General features: G+C 48.5%; 20 protein-coding genes, 2 pseudogenes and 1 other annotated feature. Of the genes and pseudogenes, 3 read left to right on the top strand and 19 right to left on the bottom strand.

Features of this window, described 5'->3' with window-relative positions:
- Positions 1–35 precede the first annotated feature (35 nt).
- The 10 genes and pseudogenes from DW965_RS00375 to DW965_RS00335 form a co-directional block, all read right to left on the bottom strand.
- Positions 36–878 (bottom strand): helix-turn-helix transcriptional regulator, encoded by an 843-nt coding sequence (locus DW965_RS00375; RefSeq protein WP_119197884.1) that lies wholly within the window; start codon positions 876–878, stop codon positions 36–38.
- Between the two features lie 236 nt (positions 879–1,114).
- A complete protein-coding gene (locus DW965_RS00370) occupies positions 1,115–2,788 on the bottom strand; it encodes an alpha-glucosidase (RefSeq protein ID WP_119197883.1) in 1,674 nt (557 codons plus the stop codon).
- A gap of 149 nt (positions 2,789–2,937) precedes the next feature.
- Positions 2,938–4,629, bottom strand: coding sequence for a CocE/NonD family hydrolase (locus tag DW965_RS00365; protein ID WP_119197882.1), 1,692 nt, complete (start codon positions 4,627–4,629; stop codon positions 2,938–2,940).
- Positions 4,630–4,632: 3 nt separating this feature from the next.
- Entirely contained in the window at positions 4,633–4,932 is a 300-nt protein-coding gene (locus DW965_RS00360; protein WP_119197923.1) for an AtuA-related protein, read from the bottom strand.
- A gap of 133 nt (positions 4,933–5,065) precedes the next feature.
- The gene (locus DW965_RS00355; RefSeq protein ID WP_119197881.1) at positions 5,066–6,418 is read right to left on the bottom strand and encodes an acyclic terpene utilization AtuA family protein; all 1,353 of its coding nucleotides are present in this window, start codon (positions 6,416–6,418) and stop codon (positions 5,066–5,068) included.
- 190 nt (positions 6,419–6,608) lie between these two features.
- On the bottom strand, positions 6,609–7,091 hold the full coding sequence (locus DW965_RS00350) for a helix-turn-helix domain-containing protein (protein ID WP_119197880.1): 483 nt from the start codon (positions 7,089–7,091) through the stop codon (positions 6,609–6,611).
- A gap of 92 nt (positions 7,092–7,183) precedes the next feature.
- Positions 7,184–7,557 (bottom strand): annotated as a pseudogene (gene rplL, locus DW965_RS00345) (50S ribosomal protein L7/L12).
- A 71-nt stretch (positions 7,558–7,628) separates the two neighbouring features.
- A complete protein-coding gene (gene rplJ / locus DW965_RS00340) occupies positions 7,629–8,138 on the bottom strand; it encodes a 50S ribosomal protein L10 (protein WP_055227784.1) in 510 nt (169 codons plus the stop codon).
- Between the two features lie 37 nt (positions 8,139–8,175).
- Positions 8,176–8,320: a sequence feature (ribosomal protein L10 leader region), on the bottom strand.
- A 414-nt stretch (positions 8,321–8,734) separates the two neighbouring features.
- Positions 8,735–8,854, bottom strand: coding sequence for a DUF5605 domain-containing protein (locus DW965_RS19485; protein ID WP_243036228.1), 120 nt, complete (start codon positions 8,852–8,854; stop codon positions 8,735–8,737).
- Positions 8,827–10,290, bottom strand: coding sequence for a DUF5060 domain-containing protein (locus DW965_RS00335; protein WP_243036227.1), 1,464 nt, complete (start codon positions 10,288–10,290; stop codon positions 8,827–8,829). The genes DW965_RS19485 and DW965_RS00335 overlap by 28 nt, the downstream gene beginning before the upstream one ends.
- A gap of 298 nt (positions 10,291–10,588) precedes the next feature.
- On the opposite strand from DW965_RS00335, the gene DW965_RS00330 reads away from it, so the two are divergent.
- Together DW965_RS00330 and DW965_RS00325 are read left to right on the top strand one after the other, a co-directional pair.
- Entirely contained in the window at positions 10,589–12,304 is a 1,716-nt protein-coding gene (locus tag DW965_RS00330; RefSeq protein WP_158568557.1) for a sensor histidine kinase, read from the top strand.
- Between the two features lie 36 nt (positions 12,305–12,340).
- Complete coding sequence (locus DW965_RS00325; RefSeq protein WP_119197879.1) at positions 12,341–13,921, top strand: response regulator transcription factor; 1,581 nt, start codon at positions 12,341–12,343, stop codon at positions 13,919–13,921.
- A gap of 65 nt (positions 13,922–13,986) precedes the next feature.
- On the opposite strand, the gene DW965_RS00320 is transcribed toward DW965_RS00325, so the two are convergent.
- The 5 genes from DW965_RS00320 to DW965_RS00300 form a co-directional block, all read right to left on the bottom strand.
- Complete coding sequence (locus DW965_RS00320) at positions 13,987–14,886, bottom strand: carbohydrate ABC transporter permease (protein ID WP_117761443.1); 900 nt, start codon at positions 14,884–14,886, stop codon at positions 13,987–13,989.
- A 10-nt stretch (positions 14,887–14,896) separates the two neighbouring features.
- Positions 14,897–15,835: an ABC transporter permease gene (locus DW965_RS00315; protein ID WP_117761444.1), complete on the bottom strand. Its 939-nt coding sequence runs from the start codon at positions 15,833–15,835 to the stop codon at positions 14,897–14,899.
- A gap of 126 nt (positions 15,836–15,961) precedes the next feature.
- Positions 15,962–17,515 carry an ABC transporter substrate-binding protein gene (locus tag DW965_RS00310; protein WP_117761445.1) on the bottom strand — a complete coding sequence of 518 codons (1,554 nt, stop codon included), beginning with the start codon at positions 17,513–17,515 and terminating at the stop codon, positions 15,962–15,964.
- 175 nt (positions 17,516–17,690) lie between these two features.
- Complete coding sequence (locus tag DW965_RS00305) at positions 17,691–19,304, bottom strand: apiosidase-like domain-containing protein (RefSeq protein WP_117761446.1); 1,614 nt, start codon at positions 19,302–19,304, stop codon at positions 17,691–17,693.
- Between the two features lie 146 nt (positions 19,305–19,450).
- Positions 19,451–20,914 carry an alpha/beta hydrolase domain-containing protein gene (locus DW965_RS00300; protein WP_117761447.1) on the bottom strand — a complete coding sequence of 488 codons (1,464 nt, stop codon included), beginning with the start codon at positions 20,912–20,914 and terminating at the stop codon, positions 19,451–19,453.
- 369 nt (positions 20,915–21,283) lie between these two features.
- Between DW965_RS00300 and DW965_RS00295 the strand changes: the two genes are divergently transcribed.
- Positions 21,284–22,555, top strand: coding sequence for a prolyl oligopeptidase family serine peptidase (locus DW965_RS00295; protein ID WP_117761448.1), 1,272 nt, complete (start codon positions 21,284–21,286; stop codon positions 22,553–22,555).
- Positions 22,556–22,671: 116 nt separating this feature from the next.
- On the opposite strand, the gene DW965_RS00290 is transcribed toward DW965_RS00295, so the two are convergent.
- The 4 genes and pseudogenes from DW965_RS00290 to DW965_RS00275 form a co-directional block, all read right to left on the bottom strand.
- Positions 22,672–23,475 carry an alpha/beta hydrolase gene (locus DW965_RS00290; RefSeq protein WP_117761449.1) on the bottom strand — a complete coding sequence of 268 codons (804 nt, stop codon included), beginning with the start codon at positions 23,473–23,475 and terminating at the stop codon, positions 22,672–22,674.
- Positions 23,476–23,588: 113 nt separating this feature from the next.
- Positions 23,589–23,800, bottom strand: a pseudogene (locus tag DW965_RS21895) (small, acid-soluble spore protein, alpha/beta type).
- Positions 23,801–24,039: 239 nt separating this feature from the next.
- A complete protein-coding gene (locus tag DW965_RS00280; protein ID WP_117761450.1) occupies positions 24,040–24,324 on the bottom strand; it encodes an HPr family phosphocarrier protein in 285 nt (94 codons plus the stop codon).
- 136 nt (positions 24,325–24,460) lie between these two features.
- Complete coding sequence (locus DW965_RS00275; RefSeq protein ID WP_117510359.1) at positions 24,461–25,837, bottom strand: MATE family efflux transporter; 1,377 nt, start codon at positions 25,835–25,837, stop codon at positions 24,461–24,463.
- Positions 25,838–25,847 lie beyond the last annotated feature (10 nt).

Genomic DNA, 25,847 nt, shown 5'->3' with positions numbered 1-25,847 from the left:
TGCACTGTGACATATCATTTCCTTCTCTTCCGATGTCATTGCCTCCGGCGCACCCATTGCCGCCCAGCAGTCATATGGGCTGCCCTGTTCGCGCGTAATCTTATAGCATTGGAAAATCCGTTATTGTACGCGATCTCCGTGAGCGTCGCATCTCCATGCATATCAAGAATTGCATGCGCCAGACGTACCTGCGTTATGTATTCCAGAAACGAAACACCAAAATACCGCGGGAAGCTCCGCGAAATATATGTCCGAATCAGATAAATATGGTCCGCCAAATCCTCTAGCGTGACTGCTTCTTTATAATGCTGCAGAATATAATCCGACGCCATCTGAATCCGTTCACGACCGCTCCTGGAATGTTTCACCCGTTCACCGGCAGCAAAATACCTCGAAAGATCCTCAAGAAGCGCCGTTATCCGACTGCGCGCATTAACAGGCTGCATCATATCGTTTTTGTATGCTTCCTGAAAAACCCGCGCCAGATCACTGCGGATTATATCAAACACTTCCTGTTGCTCCTCCGTGAACAAAAAGGATCTGCATTCAATCTCATATTTTAAAAACTCAATATGAACGGACGCAATCGCATCTGCACTCATTTTCAGCGACAGCAGAATCCCCTGCTCATTCAGATCAATCGAACAAATCTGAAATCCATTCACAACAAAAAGATCTTTCTCCCTAATCTGATACACAACACCATCTTCGTAGCTGACTCTTCCGTCACCTTTCAGCAGAAAGAGAAGCTCAAAATCCGCATTCCATAGTGATCTTTTTTCTTCTGCCCGATAGATCTGAAACCGAAATCCCGGCAGCGTCTCCTGACCCCCTTTCAGGAATTCTTCCAGACCTGTTTTTTTCTCCTGTTTTTTCATACTCTTTTCCTTTTGCTCTCCCACACATTTTAATTCTATTTTTACGTTTTCCAGGGAGTATGTCAAGGGGAGATTTTAATTCACTATCTGTGAAAAAACTGCGGTTCCGCAAAGCATATGCTCCCGCAGAACCGCAGTTTTTGTTTTATAGCAATCCCCGAAAATAATGCAAAAAATTCAGCTCTGCAGCACTGCCTTTTTTGCATTATTTTCGGGTCTTGCTATAGTTTTTGCAACTATTCCTTCACCTTCAGCACCAGACACTGATACGGCTGCAGACGGATCGTTCCCTCGCCCGCCTCGCAGGTGTCATAGTTATTCAGAAGTACTTCTTCGATTGTATCTGCAAATGGCAGTGCCATGCCATCTGCGAGAGAAGTGGTCAGAATCAGAATGTGATTCTTCTCATCCTTTCTACGGTACGCCAGAACGCCGCTTACTGTCTCGTATTCCGGAATCAGCGTTCCATAGAGGAAGGTTTCTTCCAGATCTTCACGTCGTCTTACTGCCACCATTTTGCGGTAGAACCACAGCAGGGAATCAGGATCTTTTTCCTCGGCCTCATAGTTCAGTTCCGTATAGTTTTTATTCACCGGGAACCACGGCGTACCTGTTGTGAATCCCGCTTCGGCAGATGCATCCCACTGCATCGGAGTTCTGCTGTGCTCGCGGCTCTCACGATTGATCTGCTCGAGCGCTTGCGCATCCGTTTTTCCTTCGGCAATCAGACGGTCATAAATAGCAAACGTCGGTTTGTCGACGAATCCATGAATGGACTGTTTCGGGTCGTCGCGCATGCCGATCTCCTGTCCCTGATACAGAAATACAATACCCGGCAGGAAGAAATTGGTGACCGGAAGCATTTTTTCACTGTAACGGTTCTGGTCTTCCGGCATCAGGAACCGGTCAATACTGCGCGGTTTGTCATGATTTTCGAGGAAGTTACAGAGCATACCGCGGCCATCCACGATTTTCTGCGCCGCAAAAAGCTGATCACGATAATCGTCAAACAATGCCACGGTATTGCCCCATTTCGGGTTGCGCACATTGTCGAAGGTGTGGCAGAAATCGAAAACAGACGAAAAACTGCCGTTTTCCCCAATCACATCCTCCACATCCTCCGGTGCCATGTGATCGTACTCTCCGATCGTCAGCGCATCGGTCGGCGCAAAGGTGCGCTCCTTCATTTCACGCAAAATGTCGGCAAGACCGTCTACATTGTTGAAATACTCGAACGCCATATTGTACTCGTCCGGTCCATCCGGCGGAAGGTTGGTGTACTGATAATTCTTTTTCAGATGGCTGATCGCATCAAGACGGAATCCGCCAAGTCCCAGATCCATCCAATTTAAAATCATCTCATAAATTTCTTCCCGAAGTTCCGGATTCTCCCAATTGAGATCCGGCTGCTCTTTCGTGAAAATGTGGAGATAATACAGGTTATCATATCCCGGTACTTTCTCCCATGCGCTGCCACCGAAAATCGACCGCCAGTTGTTCGGCTCTTTGCCGTCTTTTCCTTCCCGGAACACATAATACTTTCCGTATTTTCCAAACGGATCTTTGAGTGCCGCCCGGAACCATGCGTGCTGATCCGAGGAATGGTTCACGACAAGATCCATCAGGATGCGGATGCCATGTTTTTTTGCCTCTGCGATCAGTTCCTTCATGTCCTCCATCGTTCCAAACGACGGGTCAATGTCCATGTAATCGGAAATGTCGTATCCGTTGTCCACCATCGGGGATGCAAACACCGGACAGAGCCAGATGACATTGGCTCCCAGTTTTTCTATTTTGTCAAGATGACGGATCACACCTTTCAGATCTCCGATTCCATCTCCGTTGGTATCCTGAAAACTCTTCGGATAAATCTGATATCCGACTGTTTTATGCCACCACTTTTTCTCCATAGCTTTTCTCCTGTTCTTTTGATTTCATGACGCGGTCCGCTGGTTAGGTTTACCGCAAAACCTATAGTATTTTCACTATACCACAAAAGAATGGATTGTGCTACTTTTTTCTTTTTGATTTTCCCCTATGTCCGTCTTACCGTTACAGTTCACTGTTTTTTCATCAGTGGCAGAATCACACAGGATGCGTGCACTCCGCCCGTGTGGATCGTCTGATGTGCAATTTTATTCTCTGTTTTTTCCGACCACAGCCCTTTCTGATTGCTGTGAACATGATACTGTGGAAAATCGGAAGAAGAAACATCTACACGAATGCGGGAACCCTTTAGAATCGTGTATACAATATTCCACATAGTAATCTGTACCTCTGCCACGCTGCCCGGTTCATAGGTCCCGGCCTCTGTTTTTCCCTGCTCCAGCGTTGCAATCGAGGAACGGATGTTGTAAGCTTTTCCTTCCGGCGTTACCTCCATGATTTTCGCTGTGAATGCAGTATCCTCGCAGTCACTTTCCACGAACAGGCGGACGGAGGCTTTTCCGTTCAGCGTGAAAGTTTCTTCCAGCGGTTCTGATACAAAGCTCAGGACATCCTCACGATAGTCCGGTTCCGGCTGGAGATGGCTGCCGATCTGCGGCATCGTATGCAGAAGGGCTTCTCCTCCGATGCTCTCGACGGGAGTGGCCGGGTCAAACGTGTAGTTCCTCGTTTTTTCCTGTTCCGGCGTGTCTGTCCGCAGTGTTTTCTCATCCAGATACAACGTCATGCTTCCCGCAGTTCCTTTTTCTCCCAGTCCGTCGGACACGGTATCCATCCACCGGTCTGCGCCGATTTCATAGGCACGGATCCGCTGCGTCGGGATTTCTTTTTGTTTCAGCGTCAGCTCAAACCATTCCAGCATCTTCGGAATTTCTTCATTCTGCGGGTGCATCACCTCTTTGCCCTCGAGGCAGATCTGGAAAAAGTGGTTCCAGGCGCCGATTTCGAGCCAGCTGTGCTGTTTTGTCTCCTCGTTCAGCCGCTCCCACGTTTTCATACTGCTGCCGTGGTGATGATCGTACCAACCGCTTAAAAGATAAATCGGAACCTTCGTTTTTGATGGAATTTCCCGCAACTGTTTCCACCAGCCCGTCTGCCAGAGCGCCGCATCCGGGTTCGGGCTTGTGATGTATTCGCGGTAGGACGGAACACGCTGTCCCCACAGCGCCTCGTCCACTTCAATCTGCGGCAGATAACGGCAGCTTTCGCGATAGTCAGCATTCACTGGTTTTTCCGCATTTTCCATCGACCAGGCGGTTAAGATATCGTGGCGGAAGCAGCCCTTCTCGTAGGCTGATGTAAAACGATCCGTTCCATAGTCCTCCAGAAACATTGCGGCAACTTTCCCCTCCGCAGCATCGGCGAAAGCCCAGCCGGTCATACTTGTGTAGGAATGGCCCCAGTAGCCCAAAATCTCGCACCATGGCTGTTCTACAAGGTAGTTCATGGTGTCAATGCCATCCTTCCGCTCATTGATGTTCGGTTCCCATTTTCCTTCTGAATTCTCCCGGCCGCGGCAGTACTGGTACACATATACGTAGCCTCTGCGTGCCAGTCCTTCTCCGTAGGCACGGTGAATGCGGTCATTGCCCGGATAGCAGGTACGGGTCAGAATGACAGGATATGTTTTTTCTTCTGCCGTGTCTTCTTTTGGAAAATAATAGATCGTGTGAAGCTTCACGCCGTCACGCATCTCGATCTGGTTTTCTTTTCTTTCAAATGCTGCACAGTTTTCGGAAACGCCGCTTTTTTCAAACTGTGCTTCTACGCGTTTTACCGCAGCCGTCATAAAATCTTCTGCCATTGCCTACACCTCCATCTCCAGCAGTGCCATACCGAGTGTCTTTCCATGTTTGTCCAGTGCCAGCGATCTTGTGACACCGCCACCTAACGTTTTGTCAAGCACAAAATTCAGCGCATGGATGCCGTCCAGTTCGTAGCGGGTTACCTTACCGTGACAGATTTCATGAAAATATTCTGCCACGCGCGCTTCTGTTACTTTTTCTTTCAGCATTTCATAATCATTTTCATCATACGGGATCACCGAAATATTGGAGATCTCTCCTTTGTCACCTGTTCTCGCATGTGCAATTTCTTTTAATTTCATACTGTTTCCTTTCCTGCCCTTCGTTACTCTCTGCTGATTGCGGAAAATGGTTTTCCAGACACGTTCCGGCAATCTCTTCGTTTTATAACAATCCCAGCTCTTCTGCTGCTGACCGTAATATCAGAGGCATCGATCAAACTTCAAAATACCGAATCTTCTGTGTTACGTCATCACGCGGTACAAAAATCGAGCAGACCGAGACAACCTCGGACACCCGTTTCACCGCTCCGCCGCCTCCTGCGGGGCCGTTGGTGTAGAGAGCCTCCACCTCATTTGCCAGCAGAACAGCATTTTTCCGGTCTTTCGTTCTGCCTGCGGCGCGGAGACGCACTTCACACGGAGTTCCGCTGCTGATCTCTTTGGAAATCGCGTCGCGGTACAGGGAATTGCAGCCAATGAAATCGGTGCGGTACTCCTCCAGCTCGATGCCGGTCAGCGCAATCCGTTTTTCGAGAATCTCCGCCGCCAGCTCGGCGCGTGCCATACAGTTGCTTCCGCCGTAGGAAATTTCACACTCACCGATGAAGCAGTCCTTGTAGCCGACGCTAACCTTCAAAGTTTCCGGTCTTCCATGCGTTGTCGCATGCTCGGCACGAACCTGATTTTCCCCGATCTGACGGAACGTCACCTGCGAAAAGTCTGCCGTCGCATCCGGGGTCAGATAAGCCTTTGGGTTGTGGATTTCGTAGATCATCTGCTCTTTACAGGTATCCACGCTCACCAGTCCGCCACTTCCCTCAACCTTTGTCACGGTAAATGCGCCTGTCTCGTCGATCTCAATGAGCGGGAATCCGAGTTTCCACAGCTCCGGCACATCCTTGTAACCGGGGTCAGCGAAATAGCCACCCGTCACCTGTCCCGCGCACTCCAGCAGATGGCCTGCCAGAACCGCCTGTCCCATCTGATCCGGGTTGTCGGTAATGTTCCATCCGAACTCATGCACCAGCGGTCCGATCGTCAGCGCCGGGTCGGAAACACGGCCGGTGATGACAAGATCAGCGCCTTCCTCCAGCGCTTTCGTGATGCCCTCCGCACCCATGTAGACATTCGCGGAAATCAGAACATCTTTTTTCTCTTTTAACAGCGTGCCGTCCTCCAGCACTGTTTCATTTTCATACTTATCCAGTTCGTCTGTAATATCATCGCCGGTCACACAGGCAATTTTCAATCCACCGACACCCAGTTTTCTGGCAATTTCACACGTCCGTTCTGCAGCAGATACCGGGTTTGCAGCTCCCATATTGGTAATGACTTTTACTTTGTTTTTCGCCATCAGCGGAAGAATTTTTTCCATTCGGTAGTCGAGCAGCTGGTTGTAACCCTTCGACGGATCTTTCTCTTTGTCCTGCTGTCCGATCGCAACGGTACGCTCCGCCAGACACTCGAAAATAATGTAGTCCAGGTCTCCTTTTTCCATCAGCTCCACTGCCGGCTCAATGCGGTCTCCTGCGTAGCCCGCGCCGCTTCCGATTCTGATTTTTTTCATATCCAATGGCCTCTCTTTCTTTGATCTGAGGTCATTGTAACGCAGAGCCATGGCAGGTACCACAAAAGGGAACCGAATTTCTAAAATTTTAGAAATTTGGTTCCCTTTTTATATCAACCGCTTTTCAGCCGGGTCGGAAAACATTATAGAAAGATCCAACGCAATAGAATTTCCGGCTTTCCGCTATTTTTTATTCTTTCATTTTATTGTATAACGTTGCCAGCGAAATTCCGAGTTCCTTTGCTGCTTTTCGCTTACCCTCCATATCCTGTCCATACAGCAACAGCGTATTTTGGATCTCCTGCCGTTCGAACCGCCGCACCCGCTCTTCCAGCGTCATGTGGGCTTTCGTCTCGCGCTGCTCAAACTGCACGAGACTCGTCACGATCGAGATGCTCCCGCGGATATGGTTCTCCTCCCAGATTGGATAAACACTTGCAAAATATTCCTGCGCCCCTTCTCTCCGCACCATTCCCTCGACCGGAATGCCGCTCTCAATGACCTCCGGAGCGATGGCAGATTTGCGGTACTCCGTAATTTTATGACCTTTCGCGGTTTCGAGCGGAACACCGATGAAATCGCCGTAGACCTGATTGAAAAACACAATCCGGCTATGCTGGTCGCAGATCAGGATGCCCTGCTGTAAGGATTCCAGAACGGAATGTACCTGCATTTTTCATCTCTCCCATTTTCATCATTTACGCAAAAGAAAACGCACGGCAGGAAATCCCGCCGTGCGTCCAAAGATTCTGATTTACGCTTAAATTATTTAAGAGTAACTTTAGCGCCTTCAGCCTCAAGTTTAGTTTTGAGCTCTTCAGCTTCTGCTTTGGAAGCAGCCTCTTTGAGGACTTTCGGAGCACCGTCAACTACTTCTTTAGCTTCTTTCAGGCCAAGTCCTGTAGCTTCACGTACAACTTTGATAACTTTAACTTTGTTCGGGCCAACCTCTGTCAGCTCTACGTCGAACTCGTCTTTCTCCTCAGCTGCTGCTGCATCGCCTGCTGCTGCTGCAACTACAACGCCTGCTGCTGCGGATACGCCGAACTCTTCCTCACATGCTTTTACAAGATCGTTTAACTCTAATACAGATAACTCTTTGATAGCGTCAATAACTCTGCGGTTGTTAACTTTGCCATTTTATTTTCCTCCTTGGATATTTTCTGAATAATGTTCTCAGGCTGCGTATTTCACGCTGCCCGCTTGAGGCTTAGGCCTCTGCTGCGCCGCCTTTGGACTCTGCGATCTGGTTGAGGACGCGAGCCAGGTTTGCGATCGGGGACTGGATGCTTCCAAGCAGTTTGCCAAGAAGTTCTTCTCTTGACGGAACGTTTGCCAGTGCTTCCATTCCAGCTTTGTCGTAGTAGTTTCCTTCTACAACACCAGAAACCATCTCCAGCTTCGGAGCGGTTTTTGCAAATTTAGCGATGATTCTTGCCGGAGCTGTTGCATCGTCCTTGCTGATTGCGATAGCGTTTGTGCCATCCAGGTCTTTGGTAAGAGACTCGAAAGCAGTACCAGCGAATGCACGTTTCATCATTGTATTTTTGTATACTTTGTAATGAACGCCTGCTTCTCTTAACTCTTTACGCAGCTGAGTATCCTGAGCAACGGTTAATCCGCTGTAGTTTACCAGCAGCACGCACTGTGCGCCTTCTACCTGTGCGCTGATCTCTTCCAGGACCGGCTTCTTCAGATCGATTTTTGCATTGATTGCCATGATTGCACCTCCTTGTAGTATTTCGTACCTACGCTTTGGAAGTATAAAAAAAGCTCTTCGCGAAGATTGGCGAAGAGATCTCAAAATTCCATAACATGAACCTTGTGTAACTTCTCCTCGGCAGGCGTTTGAAACTTACGCCTTGCGGCACCTGCTGTCTTCGGCGTGATACAGGTGGTATGATATCATATGTGAGGCGGGTTGTCAAGATCAAAATAGACTTTTTTCATATTTGTGCAACTTCATCAAAATATACGTTCTGTTTTTTCAAACCGTTTCTTCCTATACCATGTTATACTTATTTTGTTGTCGCCTCCCAAACTGGCAACAGGAAGGGGGTGAGCGCATGTCTATACTTATTTCTCTTATCGTTTCCGTTGTAGCAGGTGTAATCAGCTACTATATCTGCAAGTGGCTAGACGGAAAACATGGCGACAATTAGCCCAGGCGGATGCCCTTCCGTAAAAAGGGAAGAACCCCCAGCAGTTGCCGCTGCTGGGGGTTCGCTTTGTGAACACATGTCACTTATTTCTCTTATCAGCTACACATACTATATCATATGCAGAATCGAATTTCAAGATTCCTCTCCCACATTTTTATTTCACTTTCACCAGTCTCACCGCCATATACGGTCTTGACGGCATGTCGATCGTGAATTCTCCGCTGTGGCGGCCTGCCGGGGTGATGGTCATGTTCCAGGTGTCGATGACTTCCACATCGAACTCCTGCCTTCCGGCATGTGGAACGGGCGGCGGCATGGGCGGTTGGCACCGTAATAGTACATCACGCAGTCTTTTCTCGGATGGCTTGCGCTGTTTGTGCAGCAGGTCTCATCAAAGAATGCCGGAAGCGGCTCCATATAGCCCCCGTTTTCTTTCATGATATCCAGCAGGAACTGGATCCGCGCCGGACTGCTGCCCTTCAGCTCTCCGCCGTGTGACCACCAGATCACACCGTTTTCATTTTCATACGTCTCTCCGTGCTGTCCATATCCGCCTCTGGTGTATGCCTCCCAGAACCGGCGTGTCATCTCCTCGCCGCTGATATTGCCCCAGCCGAACGGAAGATTTCCTTCATATGCAATTTCATCGAGCACGCACGGTTTTCCATACTGCGGGCGCCAGATTTCCACATTTTCTGCGGTGCGGTACAGATCGATTCTCTGCAGACTGCAGTGCGTGATCCATCCCCTGGAATGATCGTACATGGTCATACAGTTGTGAATGGAGCGCAGATGGCGGTACGGATCCTGACGGCAAACGGTTTCGGCATTGGATTCCCACTCGGATACCGGTTTCCAGCGGAACAGGTCAAATTCATTTGCCATAGCCCACCATACATTGTGGTATGCGCTGAAACGGTTGACAACGTATCTTAAATAAAAGTTCTGCTGTTCCAGATTCATGCGGGAATAGCCCCAGCGGTCGTACGGATGGAACAAAATCAGATCTGCCTGGATTCCCATGGTGCCAAGGCGTGCGATCGTGTTTTCAATATGTTCAAAATAAGAAGGATTCGGACGAGTATAATCCCATACTTCATCCGGGTTTTCAATCATGGCATCAATGCCGCCGAACATATTGCGCGGCGCTTTTTCCAGCTTTTCTGTCTCAAAATCAGACGGAGACCATGGAGAATTTTCACGAATTTCAAACGGATACTGTGCCGGCTCTTTTAAATTGTAGACATAGTGTTTCGGAAAAACACAGAAACGGATCTTGTTAAACGGAGAGGACGCAAGACTCTCATACGTTTTCTCCTGTGTCTCCTTACTCTGCAGCTCCCACACATAACAGGTCGTACCGCACGGGTAGTATTCCTTTCCGTCATCGTAAGCAAAATGATAGGTGTTTGCCACACGGACCGGACCGTGACAGCCTTCATCAGCTGCACCGACCTCCACCGTCACTTTCGCCTCATCGCCCCAGCTTGTTGCTGCGGTGATCTCATACGTTCCTTCGCCGGATGGCATAAAGCGAAGCTTGTATACGCCGTTTCCGTCATAAAAGCCCTCGGCATGCTTTTCCTCTGCCTGACCTGCCATCGTTCCTTTCACCCACTGCTCCGCAAATGGATTTCCCTCGGACGGTCCCTGGAAAACCAGCTCTGCGATTCCATATCGTTTTACATGTTCGGTATAAGACTGTAACATACGTTCCACCTTTCTGAAATAAGTATCGCTTCGTATTGTGATAATTTAATTTTACTAAATACATTTTGAATAGTCAATCTTTTTAAATTTAATTTTTAAACAATAATTCAGTTATTTTTTTATTACTTTTGCCGGTATCCGTTTCTTTTTTCCTTGTATTTATTGACGTTTTTTCACTTTTATTGTAAACTTTCCCATAGAGTCTGCCGGATCTTTTGCTGAACAGTTCCGGCCTTTTCTTCTTATCTGGCTCAAAATTCAGCATGTATCTAACATGTATCGGAGAGGAGATGTTTCTTTGAAAAAACGGTTTTCCAAAATTTCCATACACTCACTTGGTTTTCGTATTTTTGTTCTGCTTGCAGTCATGATCGTCTTTTTTTGCGCGCTTGTCGTGTACAACAACACAGCCGCTTTCGGTCTGATGCTGGAGCGGATCCATGAGAACTCGGAAAATACACTGGTTCTGTACCAGAAAAGCCTGGATGAAAACCTTTCCCGCCCCGAAACCTATCTCTATGTTTTTGCTTTGAATGATACCGATCTCCTTTCGCTCCGCGCAGCGGAACCACAGACAACCAGCTGGTATACCACATTAAACCGAATCAAAAAAAGCTTTGAAAACGCAGCACCGAACTATACCGTAGACGGCTTTTTCTGTTATCAGGAAGCCACAGATGCCCTCGTTCTCTACGACCAGACCAGCAACCCGCCACCGCTCCTCTGGAACTATATCCGCGGAATCGCCAATACAGAGGCTCCGTCCTCTGTATGGAATCTCAACGAAATCAACGGGAAATATTACCTTGTCCGTATCCTGAACCTAAACGGATATCTGCTCGGCGCGTACATTTCCACGGATACACTCCTCGGCACTCTGGTCGATACAAAAACGCAGGACAGCCTTCTGTATTTTTCCGATGGTTCTCTTCTTCTGCGCACCCCGTCAAACGATGTCCGCCTGGAGGCTCCCCGCTTGAAATGGCGACGGTATCCTTCCTACGAAATCGACGGAACCTCCTGGATGGCGGTTTCACATGAACTGAAGGAAACACCGCTGTCGCTGACCCTGCTTCTGAAGGATTCGGAATATACCAAATATCAGACAAACTTTTATATCATTGCCTTTATTGTTTCGCTCGGTCTGTTCGTAGTCTGGCTGCTTCTGTCTGCCTCCCTGTACCGCTGGGTTCTTCACCCGGTTCACATGCTGACGCATGCGCTGGAGCAGCTCCGCGGCGGAGATCTCAAGGTGCGTATCCCCGACGACGCTATGCTCGATGAATTCCGGGAAATGACGACCGCTTTCAACGATATGGTCGAGGAGATCGATGATCTGAAAATTGAGAATTACGAAAAACAGCTCTCCCGTCAGAAGCTGGAGGCGCTTTACCTGAAGCAGCAGATCACACCGCATTTTATGATCAACTGCCTGAACACCATTTATCAGCTGACTGAAAATAACCACGCGGACCTGGCACGGCAGATGCTTCAGAACCTGAGTGTGCATCTGCGCTATACGCTTTCCTCCGGTCAGACCGTTTCGCTTTTAGAAGAGCTGAAGCTTGTAAAAAACTACGTGGAGCTTTCCTCCATCCGCTATCCCGGCTCGCTGCGCCTGCTCCCTTCCTGCGAGGAATCGCTGCACAATGCAACGGTTGTGCCGCTGATGCTTCTGAACTTTGTGGAAAACACGGTCAAATATGAGGTCGTTATGGGGAAAGTTCTGGACATCCATATCGACGTCACCGCCAGAGAAAAAAATCAGTGCACCCGCCTTCATATCTGTATCTGGGATACCGGACGCGGTTTTTCGGAGGATATGCTTGCCGTGCTGCAAAATCTTGATACCTATGTAAATTCCGAGCAGGAACACATCGGCATCACAAACGTTGTACTCCGCCTCCGCCAGATTTTTCCCGACGCGGCTTTTACTTTTTGCAACCGTTCCGGCGCAGGCGCTCAGATTACCATTGATTTTCCTTACGTTCCCTTTTTCCGCATCGACGGATAACCGGAACGGTAAAAAAATATATTTTGGGAGGTTATCATGAACCTGTTAATCGTAGACGATGAATATTATACCGTCGAAAGCATTTCCAACAAAATCCGCACACTGCGGCCGGACTTTTTTGAGATTTTCTGTGCCTACAATCTGACGCAGGCATTGGAAATCTTTTCCACACATCCGATTGACCTGATGATTTGTGATATCGAGATGCCCGGCGGTTCCGGCCTCGAACTGCTGGACCAGATCCGTCAGGCACACTACGAAACGGTCTGTATTTTTCTGACCGCCTATGCAAAATTTGAATATATTTCCCGCGCCATGAAGCTTTCCAGCAGTGACTATCTGTTGAAGCCGCTGGATGACCATGCCCTTCTGGAAGCCCTTGACAAAGCCTGTGCGCAATGTGAAAAGCAGCAGAAGGACCGCGTCAACACCCTTCATGCTAATTACTGGAAGGAAAGTGAGCTCCCGCTTGCAGAGCAGTTCTTCCTCGACCTGCTAAATGGCAGTATTTCCTCTGCTCCTTCCGAAGTGATGGATGAAATCCGCTATCGCCGTCTGAATGTCGAACTGATTCATCAGCCCTTCTGTCCGCTTCTGATCCAGACCGGACAAAAGAGTGTTTTTGCAGCATCTGACAACCGCACACTGTATGAATTTGCTTTAAAAAATATTGCCCGGGAATATTTTTTTGAACCCGGCGAGCTGCCGCTGACGATCCGCGTGCTCGATGGTTTTTATCTTCTGCTTCTCCCGGCCTCCACACACACCCGCGATTCTGTCGTGGGACGATGCCGCCAGGCGCTGACAGATTTTGTGACACATTTTCCGTTTTCCATCAATTTTTTTGTTTTCCAGAAGATCTGTCTGCCGGAAAGTCTGCTGGATGCTTTTCTTGCCCTGAAACAGTTTGCTGCCAAAAATGTCACGTATGAAAACCATGTTTTTGATCTTGCCCAGGAGACCCGGACGGCGGTTCCGGCTTCTTCACAGCCAATCCCATCCGACCGCTGGTCCGATCTTCTTCTTGCCGGAAAAACAGAACAGCTTCAGATTGAAGTATTTGCTTTTCTGAATCAGTTAAAAAGCTCCGGAACAGCCACACGGGAATTTCTGACCGGCTTTTACTATCAGTTCCTGCAGCTGCTGTTCCGCCAGATGGATCATCCGGGCAGCGAAGACGAAGCCTTCCGCCGCCAGATTACCGTTGCTTCCCCGGAACAGACCTTCTCCTCATTTGGTGCTTTAAGAGAATGGATTTCCAACAGCCTTCTGCTGTTCACACAAAGCCGTCAGGCAGCCGCTTCCCAGGATACAGCTGTTGCCACCGTGAAAGCATATATCGAATCGCACCTCTCCGATGAGCTGGATCGCGATACGCTTGCAGCCATGGTGTACCTGAACGCCGATTATCTGTCCCATCTTTTTAAGAAGGATACCGGCAGTTCTCTGATCAACTACATCATCGACCGCCGGATTGCGCACTCCAAAGAGCTTCTCGCCAAAGGTGAAATGAGCATCCGTGACATTGCCATCACCTGCGGCTTCCAGAATATTTCGTACTTCTCCCGCCAGTTCAAAAAATCGACGGGCATGACACCACGGCAGTTTAAAAATTAAAAAAATCCGGTTTTCCTTTTGCATATCGGAAAGCCGGATTTTTTGGAGTCACTCACATTTTTTTATCAGCCCTTAACACCGCCAAGGGTAATACCTTTTACAAAGTTTTTCTGAATGAACGGATAAATGATCATGATCGGCAGAATACCAAGTGCTGCCATCGCCATACGAACCGTTCCGGATGGAATCTGGGAGAGACCTTCGCCTGCCTGCGCCATGTTGTTGGCGTTCTGCGTCAGCGCCTGAATGTTCTGCATCAGACGGTTCAGCAGGTTCTGGATACTGTAGAGATCCGTTCTCTTTGTCAGATAGATATAACCATTGTTCCAGTCGTTCCAGTAAGCAATACCGGAGAACATGGCAACCGTTGTGATAATCGGTTTGGACAGCGGAATCGCGATTTTCCACATGGTCTGAAATTCGTTTGCACCGTCAATGTAGGCAGCCTCGAGAATTTCATCCGGCACACCGGTGACAAAGTAGCTCTTCATCAGGAGAACGTTAAATGCGCTCATCATCAGAGACGGAACCAGCAGTCCAAAGAACGTATCTTTCACATGAAATACGGTCGTGTAATTGATATAAGTCGGTACAAGGCCTCCATTGAACAACATGGTAAAGAATACCAGGAAAGTCAGGACATTTCGTCCCGGCAGCCCCTTTTTCGAAAGGCCGTAGGCCAGACAGGTTGTCAATGCAAGGCTGCATACAACGCCGGTTGCGGTCAGGATAAAGGACATTCCATAGGCTTTGATTACCATGGAGCTGCTGGATGTGAATACCCACTCATAAGCGTAGGTACTCCACTTTTCCGGCAGAAAAGAGTAGCCATTCTGTAACAGGGTTGCATTGTCAGTCAATGAGGAAATGAACATCAGCAGAATCGGAATGATCGCGAGCAGTGTCAGGATTGTCATGACCAGATGACCGAAAAAGCTATAAATTTTATCTTCTCTTGTTTTCATACCGTTCCTCCTAGATCAGCGCGCTGTCGCGGTCAATTTTACGTACCAGCAGGTTTGCGCCAAGCACCAGAATAAATCCTACGATAGACTGGTAAACACCGGCTGCGGCAGACATCGAAACGTTGCCCATCTGAAGCAGTCCGCGGTATACGTAGGTATCAATTGTGTTTGTTGTGGAATACAGGGCTCCCTGGTTCATCGGCACCTGATAAAAGAGTCCGAAGTCAGAGTAGAAAATTCTTCCGATTGCCATCATGGTCAGCATGATAATGGTCGGACGCAGAAGCGGCAGGGTGATATATTTGATCTGCTGCCATCTCGTCGCACCATCGATTTTGGCTGACTCATAGAAGGATTTATCAAATCCCATCAGTGTTGCCAGATATACAATACAGTTGTAACCAACCGACTTCCATGCACTGACAAAAACCAGGATAAACGGCCAGTATTTCGGTTCCGAATACCAGGAAACCGGATCTTTTCCCAGCGCCTTTAAAATCGTGTTGTTAATGAATCCGTTTTCTACGCTGAAGAATGCAAAAACAAGATATCCGATGATAACGGTGGAGAGGAGGTTCGGAAGAAGTATGGCGCTCTGGTAAACTTTTTTCCGTTTTCCTTCCAGCTCACTCAAGATAATAGCTACTGCGATTGCCAGTGTTGTGTTGATTACGATAAATGCCACATTGTAGAGAATGGTATTTCGTGTAATAACAAAGGCATCGCTTGTTGTAAACAGATATTCAAAGTTTTTCAGTCCTACCCATGGACTTCCGTAGATGCCTTTTCCGGCATTGTACTGTTTGAATGCAATTACAAGGCCCGGCAGAGGCATGTAATTGTTGATAAACAGATAAATGAGGCCCGGCAGCATCAGAATATAGATCGGCAGAAAGCGTACAAATGCTTTTCGTCTTTTCTGGCTCTTCTGACTTTTCACTCTTGCCATGTTTTCATTCTCCTTTTCTCTCATCCGCAGCCGGTCCTTGTCGTTCCGGTTTTGACAGATTTCTTCTTTTTTACTTCTTATACTCTGCGCCGCCCTTATTTCGGACGGCGCAGCATTTTTCTTTCTTTACTTTTTGTTTGCTTCCTGCCATGCTGCAAGCTGTGCTGCTTTCTCGTCGATAATCTTCTGAAGTCCTGCAGCCATCATCTTGTCATTCATTTCGGCAATTCCGGTCTCCGGATCTACGAAGCCGTACTCTACGCTGGTCTGATACTCGTTGTATACATTCTGTACTGCTGTGATCTCGTTTGCAACGTTTGTGCTGTCGAAGGAGAAGCCGCTTGCCTTGGAAACTTTTGCATTGTTGTTGAAATCTCTCATCTTATCCCACAGATCCGGATCATTTCCTTCCCATACATGGGTCAGGAACTGGTTCGGCATCATCCATCCCATGGAGTGGTTCCATCCGGAGTTGGATGCGTCTACGCCGTCTGCGTAAGTAGCAAGTCCGTCATCACCAATTTTATAGTGAGTTCCCTCAATGCCCCATGCCAGAAGGTTTGCAACATCGGCATTGCTGTAGCATTCATTCAGGAATTTCATGGCTGCTTCTTTGTGCTGTGCAGAGATCGGAATAGTCCAAGGCATACCTGCCACGGAAGTAGATCCGATATAGTCATCCAGAGTCTGGAAGATCGTCATATCGCGGCCTGTCAGGGTTGTCTCCTGTGCTTTGATGCCAGGTTTTCCACCTGTGGTGTAGCTCATCAGGGTTCCGGCTTTTACCAGCTCGCCGACTGCTGTAGTATCCGTTGATGCATCGGCACTGATGTAGCCTTTCTGGTTGTAGTCGTACAGTCTTGCGCAGTAGTCTTTGTAGAAATCGCTCTCAAACAGGTTGACAACATCAAGATTCTGACCGTAGTCAAGAAGAACACCGAATACGTTTCCGCCAAGAGCATCTACATTGGAGAACTGATTCATAGAGCCTGTCCCCGGACGATATACTTCTTTGTCCGGATATGCCTCATGCAGTTTTGCATAAATATCGTTTAATTCATCCAGGCTGATTTTTACGATCTCATCATCACTGTTTACTTCGTAGCCGATTCCATCCAGATACTCGGTTGCAATTGCTGCACATCCACGTCCCTGTGCAATATCGCGGTTGCTTGGAAGTCCGTACAGAACTCCGCCGACACGGCAGGCATCAATATTCTGCTGTCCTACTGCATCTGCAATGTCCGGTCCGTATGTTGCAAGCAGATCATTCTCTTCCAGATCGGAGAGATATCCCTGCTGGACTCCTGTGGTGTAAGAAAATCCTACGCATGCCAGAACATCAATCTCCTCATTCGCAGAAAGTGCCAGTGTGGTGTTCTGGTTGAAGGAACCAAAATCAGTGATAGAAAGCTCGACCTCAACGCCAATCTTATCACGTGTGATATCGTTGATGGCTTCCTGTACTTTCTCGGTATCTGCCGGAGCGCCGGTCCAGGTTGGGAAGCTTACGATGATTTTCTCTACTTCTCCGCTTCCGGTATCTGCTGTGCTTGCTGCTGTACTCTTATCTCCGGAATCTGTTTTGCCGGAATCAGAGCTTCCACCGTTGCTTCCGCAGGCAGCCAGGGAAAATGCCATGATTGACGCCATGAAAATCGCTGCTACTTTCTTTTTCATTCTTTCATCCTCGCTTTTTTATCTTTTTGTTTTGTTTCTCTGTTTCGTTTTGAGCCTCGGCCGTGACTCATTTGATGATCTTATTATATCGGCTTTCCTACCTCCAAAAAAGAACAATTCTGCGATGAATTTGCACTTTTCTGCGGTTTCTTTCTGCACTTTGTATAGTTTTTTATCACTTTTCCGTTTTTTCTATACATTCCGCTATCAGCATCCAGTCTCCCGCCGCCGGTTTCTTTGGCATAATGCACGATTCCTGCCGCACTTCTACCTGTTCTTCTGCTTTTTCTGTCTCTCCCGTTCTCGGATCAAACCAGGAAACTGCATAGATTCCGTCGCAAAGGCCTGCAATCCGTGTGCTCATTCCGTCCATCTCGCCGTAATAAATCAGCGCTCTCGTCTTATCCCGGCTGATGGTGGCAGCCGCCAGCTTATTGGAAAACGGGCTGATGTTCTCTTCCGCTTCTGCCGGATCGTACGGCACCATCTCTTCGAAGTGGTGCTCTTCATAGAAACGTTTCAGATATCCCATCTGCGCACCGCCCGGTCCATCAATCGCTTTTGCCCAGGTGATGCCGAATTTGTTGAATGCATTAAAGTACGGGTTGATGTCACTTACCTCCCAGATATTATCCCAGATGCCCTGTGCGCCGTATGTATAGCCGCAGCCACCAGTCTGAATCGCCATGTATGCCACGCGGCGCAGCATGGCATCGGTGCAGAGACGGGTTCCGTTTTCTTCCAGCGTGGAACAATATTCGTATAGAGACTCGCCCTCGATGAACGGCTTTGTTCCATGCTCTTTCTGATAAGAACGGTACCAGGACACATTGATCGGGAAATCGCCGTGACCGGCCTGGTTCAGTACAAAGTCAAACCACGGTTCATCATAATAGTAATCTGCAAACGGACGCTCATTCGTGTAATGTGCGGTCTGCAGGGTATCGTAGCCGTCCATCTCCTCCACGTATTCTGCGACCTCGCGCCAGCCCTTAATCGCACGCTCGCGCGGCTCGCCCGGGAAGTAGCCTGCCACTTCGCCTGCCAGTGTCCACACAACCGGAAGGGCGCCGTAACGCGCGATGATGTAACGCGCCAGATGTTTCTGATGCTCCACGCCCTGCTCGATCGAGCCGGACCAGGCAAAACCAAGTGCGTTGACGAAGCCGAGATCCGCAAGATACTGCATACGGCGGTCGAGCTCGTTCTGATAGAATGCCACATTCGGCACATCGTCCGCGGCATCTGCCTCCCAGTAACGGCTCTTCTGCTCCCGCCAGCTGTCGCTTCGAAGGTTCGTCTGATAAACATTATAGCCCTGCTCCTTCCTGCGGTCCGCCATACCGCGGAACATGCTCATCATCTGCGGATGGTTCGACTCGTCCCAGCGCTCACCGAAAGCAAATTCCCAGTGCGTATCGCCGAGCCAGAAAAACGGTGTTCCGTCTGCATACGTCAGATATTTTCCTGATGGATGCACTTTCAGAAATCCGTGCTGATAGATAGCAAGCTTTCCTTCGTATGGAATACATTCGATTGTTCCCTGCACTCCGGAAAGTCCCGTCTCCTCCGGTGCTTCCAGCCTATAGCTCCACATTCCGGTTTCGGTCGGCGCAAAGGCAATCCGATAGGTATTTCCGCCGTCCCAGTATGCTTCTCTTCTGATCTTTCGGCCGGAAGGCCCTGTAAAAATTCCCAGGACCGAAACATCGAGGAATGGATTGTCGTATGTTTTCTCACTTTGAAACGATAAAATAATTTGTCTCCACTGTTCTGCTTTCATCCCCATTTTGTTTTCTCCTTTATCTGCACAGAGCGCGCCCGGCTTTTCTTTCGGGTACGCTCCTCAAATCTGATTTTATGGTTGTCGTTCACTTCCGGTGAACGGCAACCTTTATTCTGTTCAAAAGCCGGCTGTATCTGTTTGTTATTTTTTTATTCCAGCCCGCGTTTTTTTGCAAGCTCCACGGCAATCTCAACCAGCTCCGCCGCATCCTCGCGGCAGACAAAGCCTTTCGTTACCTGCTCTTTCGTGTTTTTCTCCGCCATTTCCCGGTAATGTGCCAATGTTCCATACAGCTCTTTTATCATTTCTTTCGAAAACGCCTGCTGATAACCGAACAATCCTTCTTTTTCCGATTCCGGATCCAGGAAATTCTGGCCTTTTTCAATATCGCTGGTATTGCTGTATCTTCCGGTCGGATAGTCAAGGAGGCAGGTACGCAGTCCACCGATTGTATTTCCGAAAGCATCCTTTTTGTTCTCTCCGTTGCTGTCAATCGCAATCCGGTCACAGTGCGCCGGAGCTGCGCCTGTCCGTACCCAGGTAAAGAGATTCCGAAATGCTGCCGCAAAAAGAATCTGGGACGGATAGTCGTTTCCTTCCTCATTTTTTCCCATATAAAATGGCAGATGATTGATCCGCACCAGATCCGGATCGTTCTGATAGTAGTCCACGTAGCTATAGGAAGTGTCATGGCTTGCACCCGTCATATCATACTGGCGGAACAGGAACTCCGGATCATCGCTGTCCGGCTGGGCAATGCGCCATGCTTCCATTCTTCCGTTTTCACTCTCCGTCTGCACAGCGATAAACGGCTCGCGCGCCTTTTCCACACGTGTCAGACTGTAATGGTACGGAGCCATGGTTTCATACTGGTTGACCGGAATACCAAGGGAATGGACTCCGCCACCGGAAAGATAGCCATCAAACACACGCGCGCCGCGTGCTGCATCCGGGCGGTAGGCAAAGCTGTTCAGATAGCGGAAAAGATAGGATCCCGACTGTGACCAACCCGTCAAATAGACGTATTCTCTTTTATATTCCCGAATCGGATTCTGCTCCTCTTCACCTCGCAGCAGCCACGCAAGATCTGTCAGCATATCCCAGAAGAGCCCGGTCTCATAGTCGTGATTCAGATCGCCAAGGCCGCCTGTGGCCTGCAGTCGCTCCGAGAACGGCACATCCGGCGTCGGGTTGGCCCAGGAAAGACGGCCGTAACGCTTTTCATCAAACTCTACCATTTTGGCGATCGTATTCGGTTTGCTTGTGATTCCCACATAGATATCTCCGTCCCGCACAAATTTCTTCCAGCCGAGAATCCACATGCGGTCAATCTCCATAAAACTCGTTGGGTTGATGATCTCCACTACAACGTTTCCGCTGCATTTTGCAGTGTCCTGCGGTGCACGGACGATGATGCGGTTTGTATACGGCGCATCCACAGTGCGCACACGGACGCCGCCGCGCTCGTCTGCAGTCTCATAGACATTGGCCGTTCCATACATATAATATTCCTTCTCCACATAACCGCGCTCCGACAGCTTCAGGTAACGCTCCGCACTGGCAAACGGATAGCTTTCTTTCGTTACCGGAATCTCCTCTAGTCTTGTAATCATCTCGTAAAACCTCCCTTTTACCTTGTATAATTTTATTATTTCATATCGCTTCAACGCAGAAAACAACGATTCTGCGGTTTTTTGACACTTTTCTGCGGTTTCTTACGCAGTGAAACAGCAATGAAAAAGCATCTCCGTGCAAATTTATCTCTGATTTGTACTTTTTCTTTTGAAATGTCTGTAGTAAACTGATATTGTCGGGCAGAAAAAAATTCTACCATTACCAATACCGTCTTTTCTGCCCATGTAAACAACTGTACTCTCAAGCTTTTTCTGTACCTGATTTTGTGAGATGATTTTTGTCAGTCGCAAAAGCGAGTGCAGAAAGACGCTGAGCGTACATTCCGTACCAAAGGAGGGTTTTTACAAATGAACGGAACTTATTATACCATTACCGAAGTTTTTGATTTCGGTCCGCATATTTCGAAAGTAATTCTGGATTATGGCAAAAGCATGAAGGGTGCGGCCCCATCTCCGGAGCAGTTTACGGTACACGTTACCCGTACATCCACCGAGGGCGAGGATTTTGTATGGCCGAATTTTATGGGCGACAAACCAGATGACTCGATGGACGGAATCCGCCGCGTTTCGAACGTTTACGTTTCTGATAAAACCGGTGCACCGTGCGAGGACGGCACCTGCCTGACGCTGGAGCTGCCGTGTTTTATCATGGAAGGAATCGGCTCGATCATCAAATTCAATGGTAATTTTAATGTATTTGTCAATGTCGCTTACGATGTGACACAAGTCTCTGAAATTGCAACAGACGATGGTGCCATTTCTCCGCAGACGTTCGACGTAGACGGCGGAAACCGCGTCATCTACGGTGAATGGCTCAAAGAAGACCGCTACGAGGATCCGCAGATTCCGCTCTCCTACGTTTACTACGAGCCGGAAATGGATGCGGATGAAAAAATCCCGCTGATCATCTGGCTGCACGGCGCAGGTGAGGGCGGACAGGAGCCGCCGATTGCAGCAATCGGAAATAAAGTTGTAAACCTGATTTCCCCAAAGGTTCAGAAAATTTTCGGCGGCAAGACCTACCTGCTCGCTCCGCAGGCTCCGACCATGTGGATGGATGACGGAACCGGCGAATATACCAAAGACGGTTCTTCCAAATATACCGAAGTTCTCGATGCCCTGATCGGTGCTTTCGTGGATGCCCATCCGCAGATCGACCGCTCCCGCATCTACATCGGCGGCTGCTCTAACGGTGGCTTTATGACCATGAAACAGATCATTTTCAACCCGTCCCGCTACGCTGCCGCATATCCGGTCTGCGAGGCTCTGGCGGATGCATTTATCTCCGATGAAGACATCCTGAAGCTCAAAGATCTGCCGATCTGGTTTACACACGCAAAAACCGACCCCGTTGTCGTTCCGGATGACTTTGTCGTTCCGACCTATGAGCGTCTGGCAAAGGTCAACCCGAATGCACACTTCACCTACTGGGACAAGGTACTCGATCACACCGGAACACAGAAAAATGCAGATGGCACCCCATTCGAATACATCGGCCACTGGTCCTGGATCCCGATGCTGAACGATGAATGTGTTCTTGATTATGACGGCAAACCGGTTATGACAGACGGAAAAGAGACTCCGATTCTGGAGTGGATGGCTGCACAGAAAAAAGCGTAATTTTATAAAACTGTATAGCACACTTCAATGAAGTTTCCTGTAAAGTCAAAAAAATGGTGCGGAGACGCCTCCAAAGAGGTTGTCTCCACACCATTTTTCTGTTTTCATCGGCCTTATCAGATCTGCCGCTTTCCACCAGCGGCATAGCCGTCGGTTCTCGGAATCCATTTTAGAAACTCCTCGACTGCCAGATTCCAGAATCTCCACTCATGGGTGTATCCCGGTACGGATACCCAGGTGACATCCACTCCATTTTCCTTCAGATAATCCTTAAACTCTGTATTAATCTCATACAGCATATCCTCTTCGCCGCAGGTCACATACAGTGGCGGAATCTTTTTTCCGTCCGCAATAGCTTTTTTCACCAGCCATTTCACATCGAGAGGACCGTCAATCAGACCTTCCACTTTTTCCGGATCGCCCACCGGCATGACTGCGCCGGAGAAGGAACCAATCGCTGCAAACCGTTCCGGATTGGAAAGGCCGTGCAGCAGTGCGCCGTAACCACCCATCGATAATCCTGCGATATAGCTGTGCTCCGGCTCCGCGGAAATCGGGAAGTAATTGGTCACAAATTCCGGAACTTCTTTTGCTACGAAATCGAAAAACGGTTCGCCGTCCAGAGAATCATGATAGAATTTGTTTTCCCCCGAAATCATTACAACTGCCATGTTTCTCTCTTCTGCAAACAGTTCCACATTCGTATAACCGGTCCACTGTGCGTGGTTGTTTCCCATACCATGCAGTAAGTACAGCACCGGATATTTTTCTTTCACCTCATGTGTCGGCGGCACCGGGTTCTCCTTTCCCGGCATTGGAAGCTGCATTGCTTCCGGAATCGTCACGCTCGGAAGAACGACCGTGATATCCACGGTTCTTTTTAACGCATAAGAAATAAAGTTACATACAAGTTTTGCCATTTCTCCATTTTTCTCCTGTCTTTAGAATTTTTATTGACCTTTTGCGGCCCCATGCATTCAGTATAAACCTTTTGTTCTGATATTCCAATAGACACGAATTAAAAAGGAACCGGTTATCTTTCTCCTGCTTCTTTCTGCTCTTCCGCCGCCATCTGCCGCTTCCGCCGTGTCACAAGGCCGCCGATCCGCCCCGTCTCTTTTGCAGTGAGCGACCGCCAGCCATCGTTCAGCACGCGGTCTAAAGCCCCAGCTCGCCTGCGATTTCGTATTTCATCTTTTCTTCCTCCGTCATATGTCCCAGATCAATTTTCTTCTGCTTTGCCATTTTGTTCTGCACTCCTTTTCTCTGCATTTTTTGCTTTATTCAGAGTGTGAACATTTTTTCCGGCCTTATACCTCCTGTTTAGGAAACTTTTCTGACGATGTGTCTGCGAAACCGACCACCGCAGCTTTCCCGAAAGCGTATTTGAAAAAACCTCGCTTTTGAAACACGGTTCGGTTTCCCATTCCGTTTTTCAAAAAGCGAGGTCCTTTTCTTTATTTCTATTCTATGTTCCTATCTCCTCACTCCGGCGTCTCTCCGAGCCCGCTTTTAATTGCGGCAACGGCCGCCTGAAGTGCTTCCTCTTCATCCTCCCCGCTGCTGCAGATCTCAATAGTGTCTCCCTGCCTGATTCCTGCGGCGACGATACTCAAAATACTCTTTAAATTAACCGTTCCCTGCATCCCGTTGTTTTCATAGGTAAACGACATGGAAGATTTGTACCGGCTTACACTGTTTGACAAATTTACCGCGTTTAAAAGATGCAGTCCTGACGGATTGACAATCGTTACTTTTTCACTTACCATCTTACGTTCCACCTGTCTTTCCTTTGTAATCCGCTCATTTTTCTTTGAAAAATGGCTACTTACTCATTTTTTGACCTTTTGACCCTGGTATCATCATAGTATAACACAGTTTTGTTAAAACAGTTTGAACATTCTGTTAGATACTCCTCAATTCTTTCCGCTTACTCAGCTGACTGAAGAACAGGTAATAAATAAAGTATGCAATCGTTGTGATTACCCACGACAGCGGATAGCAGAAGGCCGCTCCTTTTAAGGAGTGGAAATGCGGCAGAACCGCCGTCATCCACACGATACGTACTCCGCAGATTCCTATTCCGGTGATAAACATCGGAATCCATGCGTCTCCGACACCGCGGAGTGCACCGGAAAGGATTTCGATGGAAATATAGGTGAAGAAGGTCGGCACCAGGAAATGGATCAGTCCGTGACAGATTTCACGCACCGCCGTATCTGTGGTAAACAGAGAAATCAGTGTATCACCGATAAACCACATAAACACAACCATCAGACCCGTCATCAGGAATGCCATGATCATGCTGGTGCGCACACCGCGGTGTACACGATCCATCTTTTTCGCACCGTAGTTCTGACCGACAAAGGTTGTCGCCGCAATACCGAGCGCATTGATCATCATCCAGAAAAGACCGTCCACCTTTCCGTAAGCCGCCCACGCAGCCACATTGTTGGTTCCCAGCGAGTTGACAGCAGACTGAATGATCACGTTCGATACCGAGTACAGAATTGACTGTACGCCTGCCGGAAAACCAATGCGGATAATCCGTTTGAGCATAATCCAGTCAATGCTGATTTTCCGCAGATGAAGCCGGTAAATGTCTCTGGTCCGCATCAGAGAGCCCATAACAAGAACCGCACTGATGATCTGCGACAGAATGGTCGCAAGCGCCGCGCCCATAACACCCATCTGCAAACCGACAACAAATAAAAAGTCAAGCGCGATATTGGTCATACAGCAGATGATCAGATACAGCAGCGGACGTTTCGAGTCGCCGACCGCACGCAGGATACCGGAACCCATGTTGTAAATCAGGTTTCCGATGGTTCCAAGGAAATAAACACGCATATAAATCAGCGCATAATTTACAACATCATCCGGCGTGTTCATCAGATCGAGCATCCATCTCGAACATCCAATGCCGACTACTGTCAGCACAATACCTCCGAGAATGGAAAAGGCAATGGACGTGTGCACTGCCCACTGCACCTTGTCCTCTTTATTGGCTCCGTAATGCTGTGAAATAACAACCGTCGCACCACTCGAAAGGCCGACGAAAAATCCGACCAGCAGATTGATCAGCGTACCTGTCGTTCCGCCGACCGCCGCAAGTGCCTGTTTTCCGAGAAAATGTCCGACAATCATGGCATCTGCCGTGTTGTAAAGCTGTTGGAAAAACGTTCCGAACAGAATCGGCAGGAAAAAGATCAGAATCTGCTGCCAGATAACACCCTCTGTAATCTGATTTACCTTTACTACTTCTTTCTTCTCTTTGTTCATACCCAAATAC

This window comes from Blautia sp. AM47-4 (assembly GCF_003479865.1).
GTDB classification, from domain to species: domain Bacteria; phylum Bacillota; class Clostridia; order Lachnospirales; family Lachnospiraceae; genus Fusicatenibacter; species Fusicatenibacter saccharivorans.
The sequence above is the reverse complement of the archived record's forward strand: the minus strand, read 5'-3'. Positions and strand labels throughout refer to the sequence as shown.

Bases quoted from the DNA above. Each gene is read 5' to 3' on its own strand.
- DW965_RS00375 (WP_119197884.1), bottom strand. From the start codon at position 878: ATGAAAAAACAGGAGAAAAAAACAGGTCTGGAAGAATTCCTGAAAGGG.
- DW965_RS00370 (WP_119197883.1), bottom strand. From the start codon at position 2,788: ATGGAGAAAAAGTGGTGGCATAAAACAGTCGGATATCAGATTTATCCG.
- DW965_RS00365 (WP_119197882.1), bottom strand. From the start codon at position 4,629: ATGGCAGAAGATTTTATGACGGCTGCGGTAAAACGCGTAGAAGCACAG.
- DW965_RS00360 (WP_119197923.1), bottom strand. From the start codon at position 4,932: ATGAAATTAAAAGAAATTGCACATGCGAGAACAGGTGACAAAGGAGAG.
- DW965_RS00355 (WP_119197881.1), bottom strand. From the start codon at position 6,418: ATGAAAAAAATCAGAATCGGAAGCGGCGCGGGCTACGCAGGAGACCGC.
- DW965_RS00350 (WP_119197880.1), bottom strand. From the start codon at position 7,091: ATGCAGGTACATTCCGTTCTGGAATCCTTACAGCAGGGCATCCTGATC.
- rplJ (WP_055227784.1), bottom strand. From the start codon at position 8,138: ATGGCAATCAATGCAAAAATCGATCTGAAGAAGCCGGTCCTGGAAGAG.
- DW965_RS00335 (WP_243036227.1), bottom strand. From the start codon at position 10,290: ATGTTACAGTCTTATACCGAACATGTAAAACGATATGGAATCGCAGAG.
- DW965_RS00325 (WP_119197879.1), top strand. From the start codon at position 12,341: ATGAACCTGTTAATCGTAGACGATGAATATTATACCGTCGAAAGCATT.
- DW965_RS00320 (WP_117761443.1), bottom strand. From the start codon at position 14,886: ATGAAAACAAGAGAAGATAAAATTTATAGCTTTTTCGGTCATCTGGTC.
- DW965_RS00315 (WP_117761444.1), bottom strand. From the start codon at position 15,835: ATGGCAAGAGTGAAAAGTCAGAAGAGCCAGAAAAGACGAAAAGCATTT.
- DW965_RS00310 (WP_117761445.1), bottom strand. From the start codon at position 17,515: ATGAAAAAGAAAGTAGCAGCGATTTTCATGGCGTCAATCATGGCATTT.
- DW965_RS00305 (WP_117761446.1), bottom strand. From the start codon at position 19,304: ATGGGGATGAAAGCAGAACAGTGGAGACAAATTATTTTATCGTTTCAA.
- DW965_RS00300 (WP_117761447.1), bottom strand. From the start codon at position 20,914: ATGATTACAAGACTAGAGGAGATTCCGGTAACGAAAGAAAGCTATCCG.
- DW965_RS00295 (WP_117761448.1), top strand. From the start codon at position 21,284: ATGAACGGAACTTATTATACCATTACCGAAGTTTTTGATTTCGGTCCG.
- DW965_RS00290 (WP_117761449.1), bottom strand. From the start codon at position 23,475: ATGGCAAAACTTGTATGTAACTTTATTTCTTATGCGTTAAAAAGAACC.
- DW965_RS00280 (WP_117761450.1), bottom strand. From the start codon at position 24,324: ATGGTAAGTGAAAAAGTAACGATTGTCAATCCGTCAGGACTGCATCTT.
- DW965_RS00275 (WP_117510359.1), bottom strand. From the start codon at position 25,837: ATGAACAAAGAGAAGAAAGAAGTAGTAAAGGTAAATCAGATTACAGAG.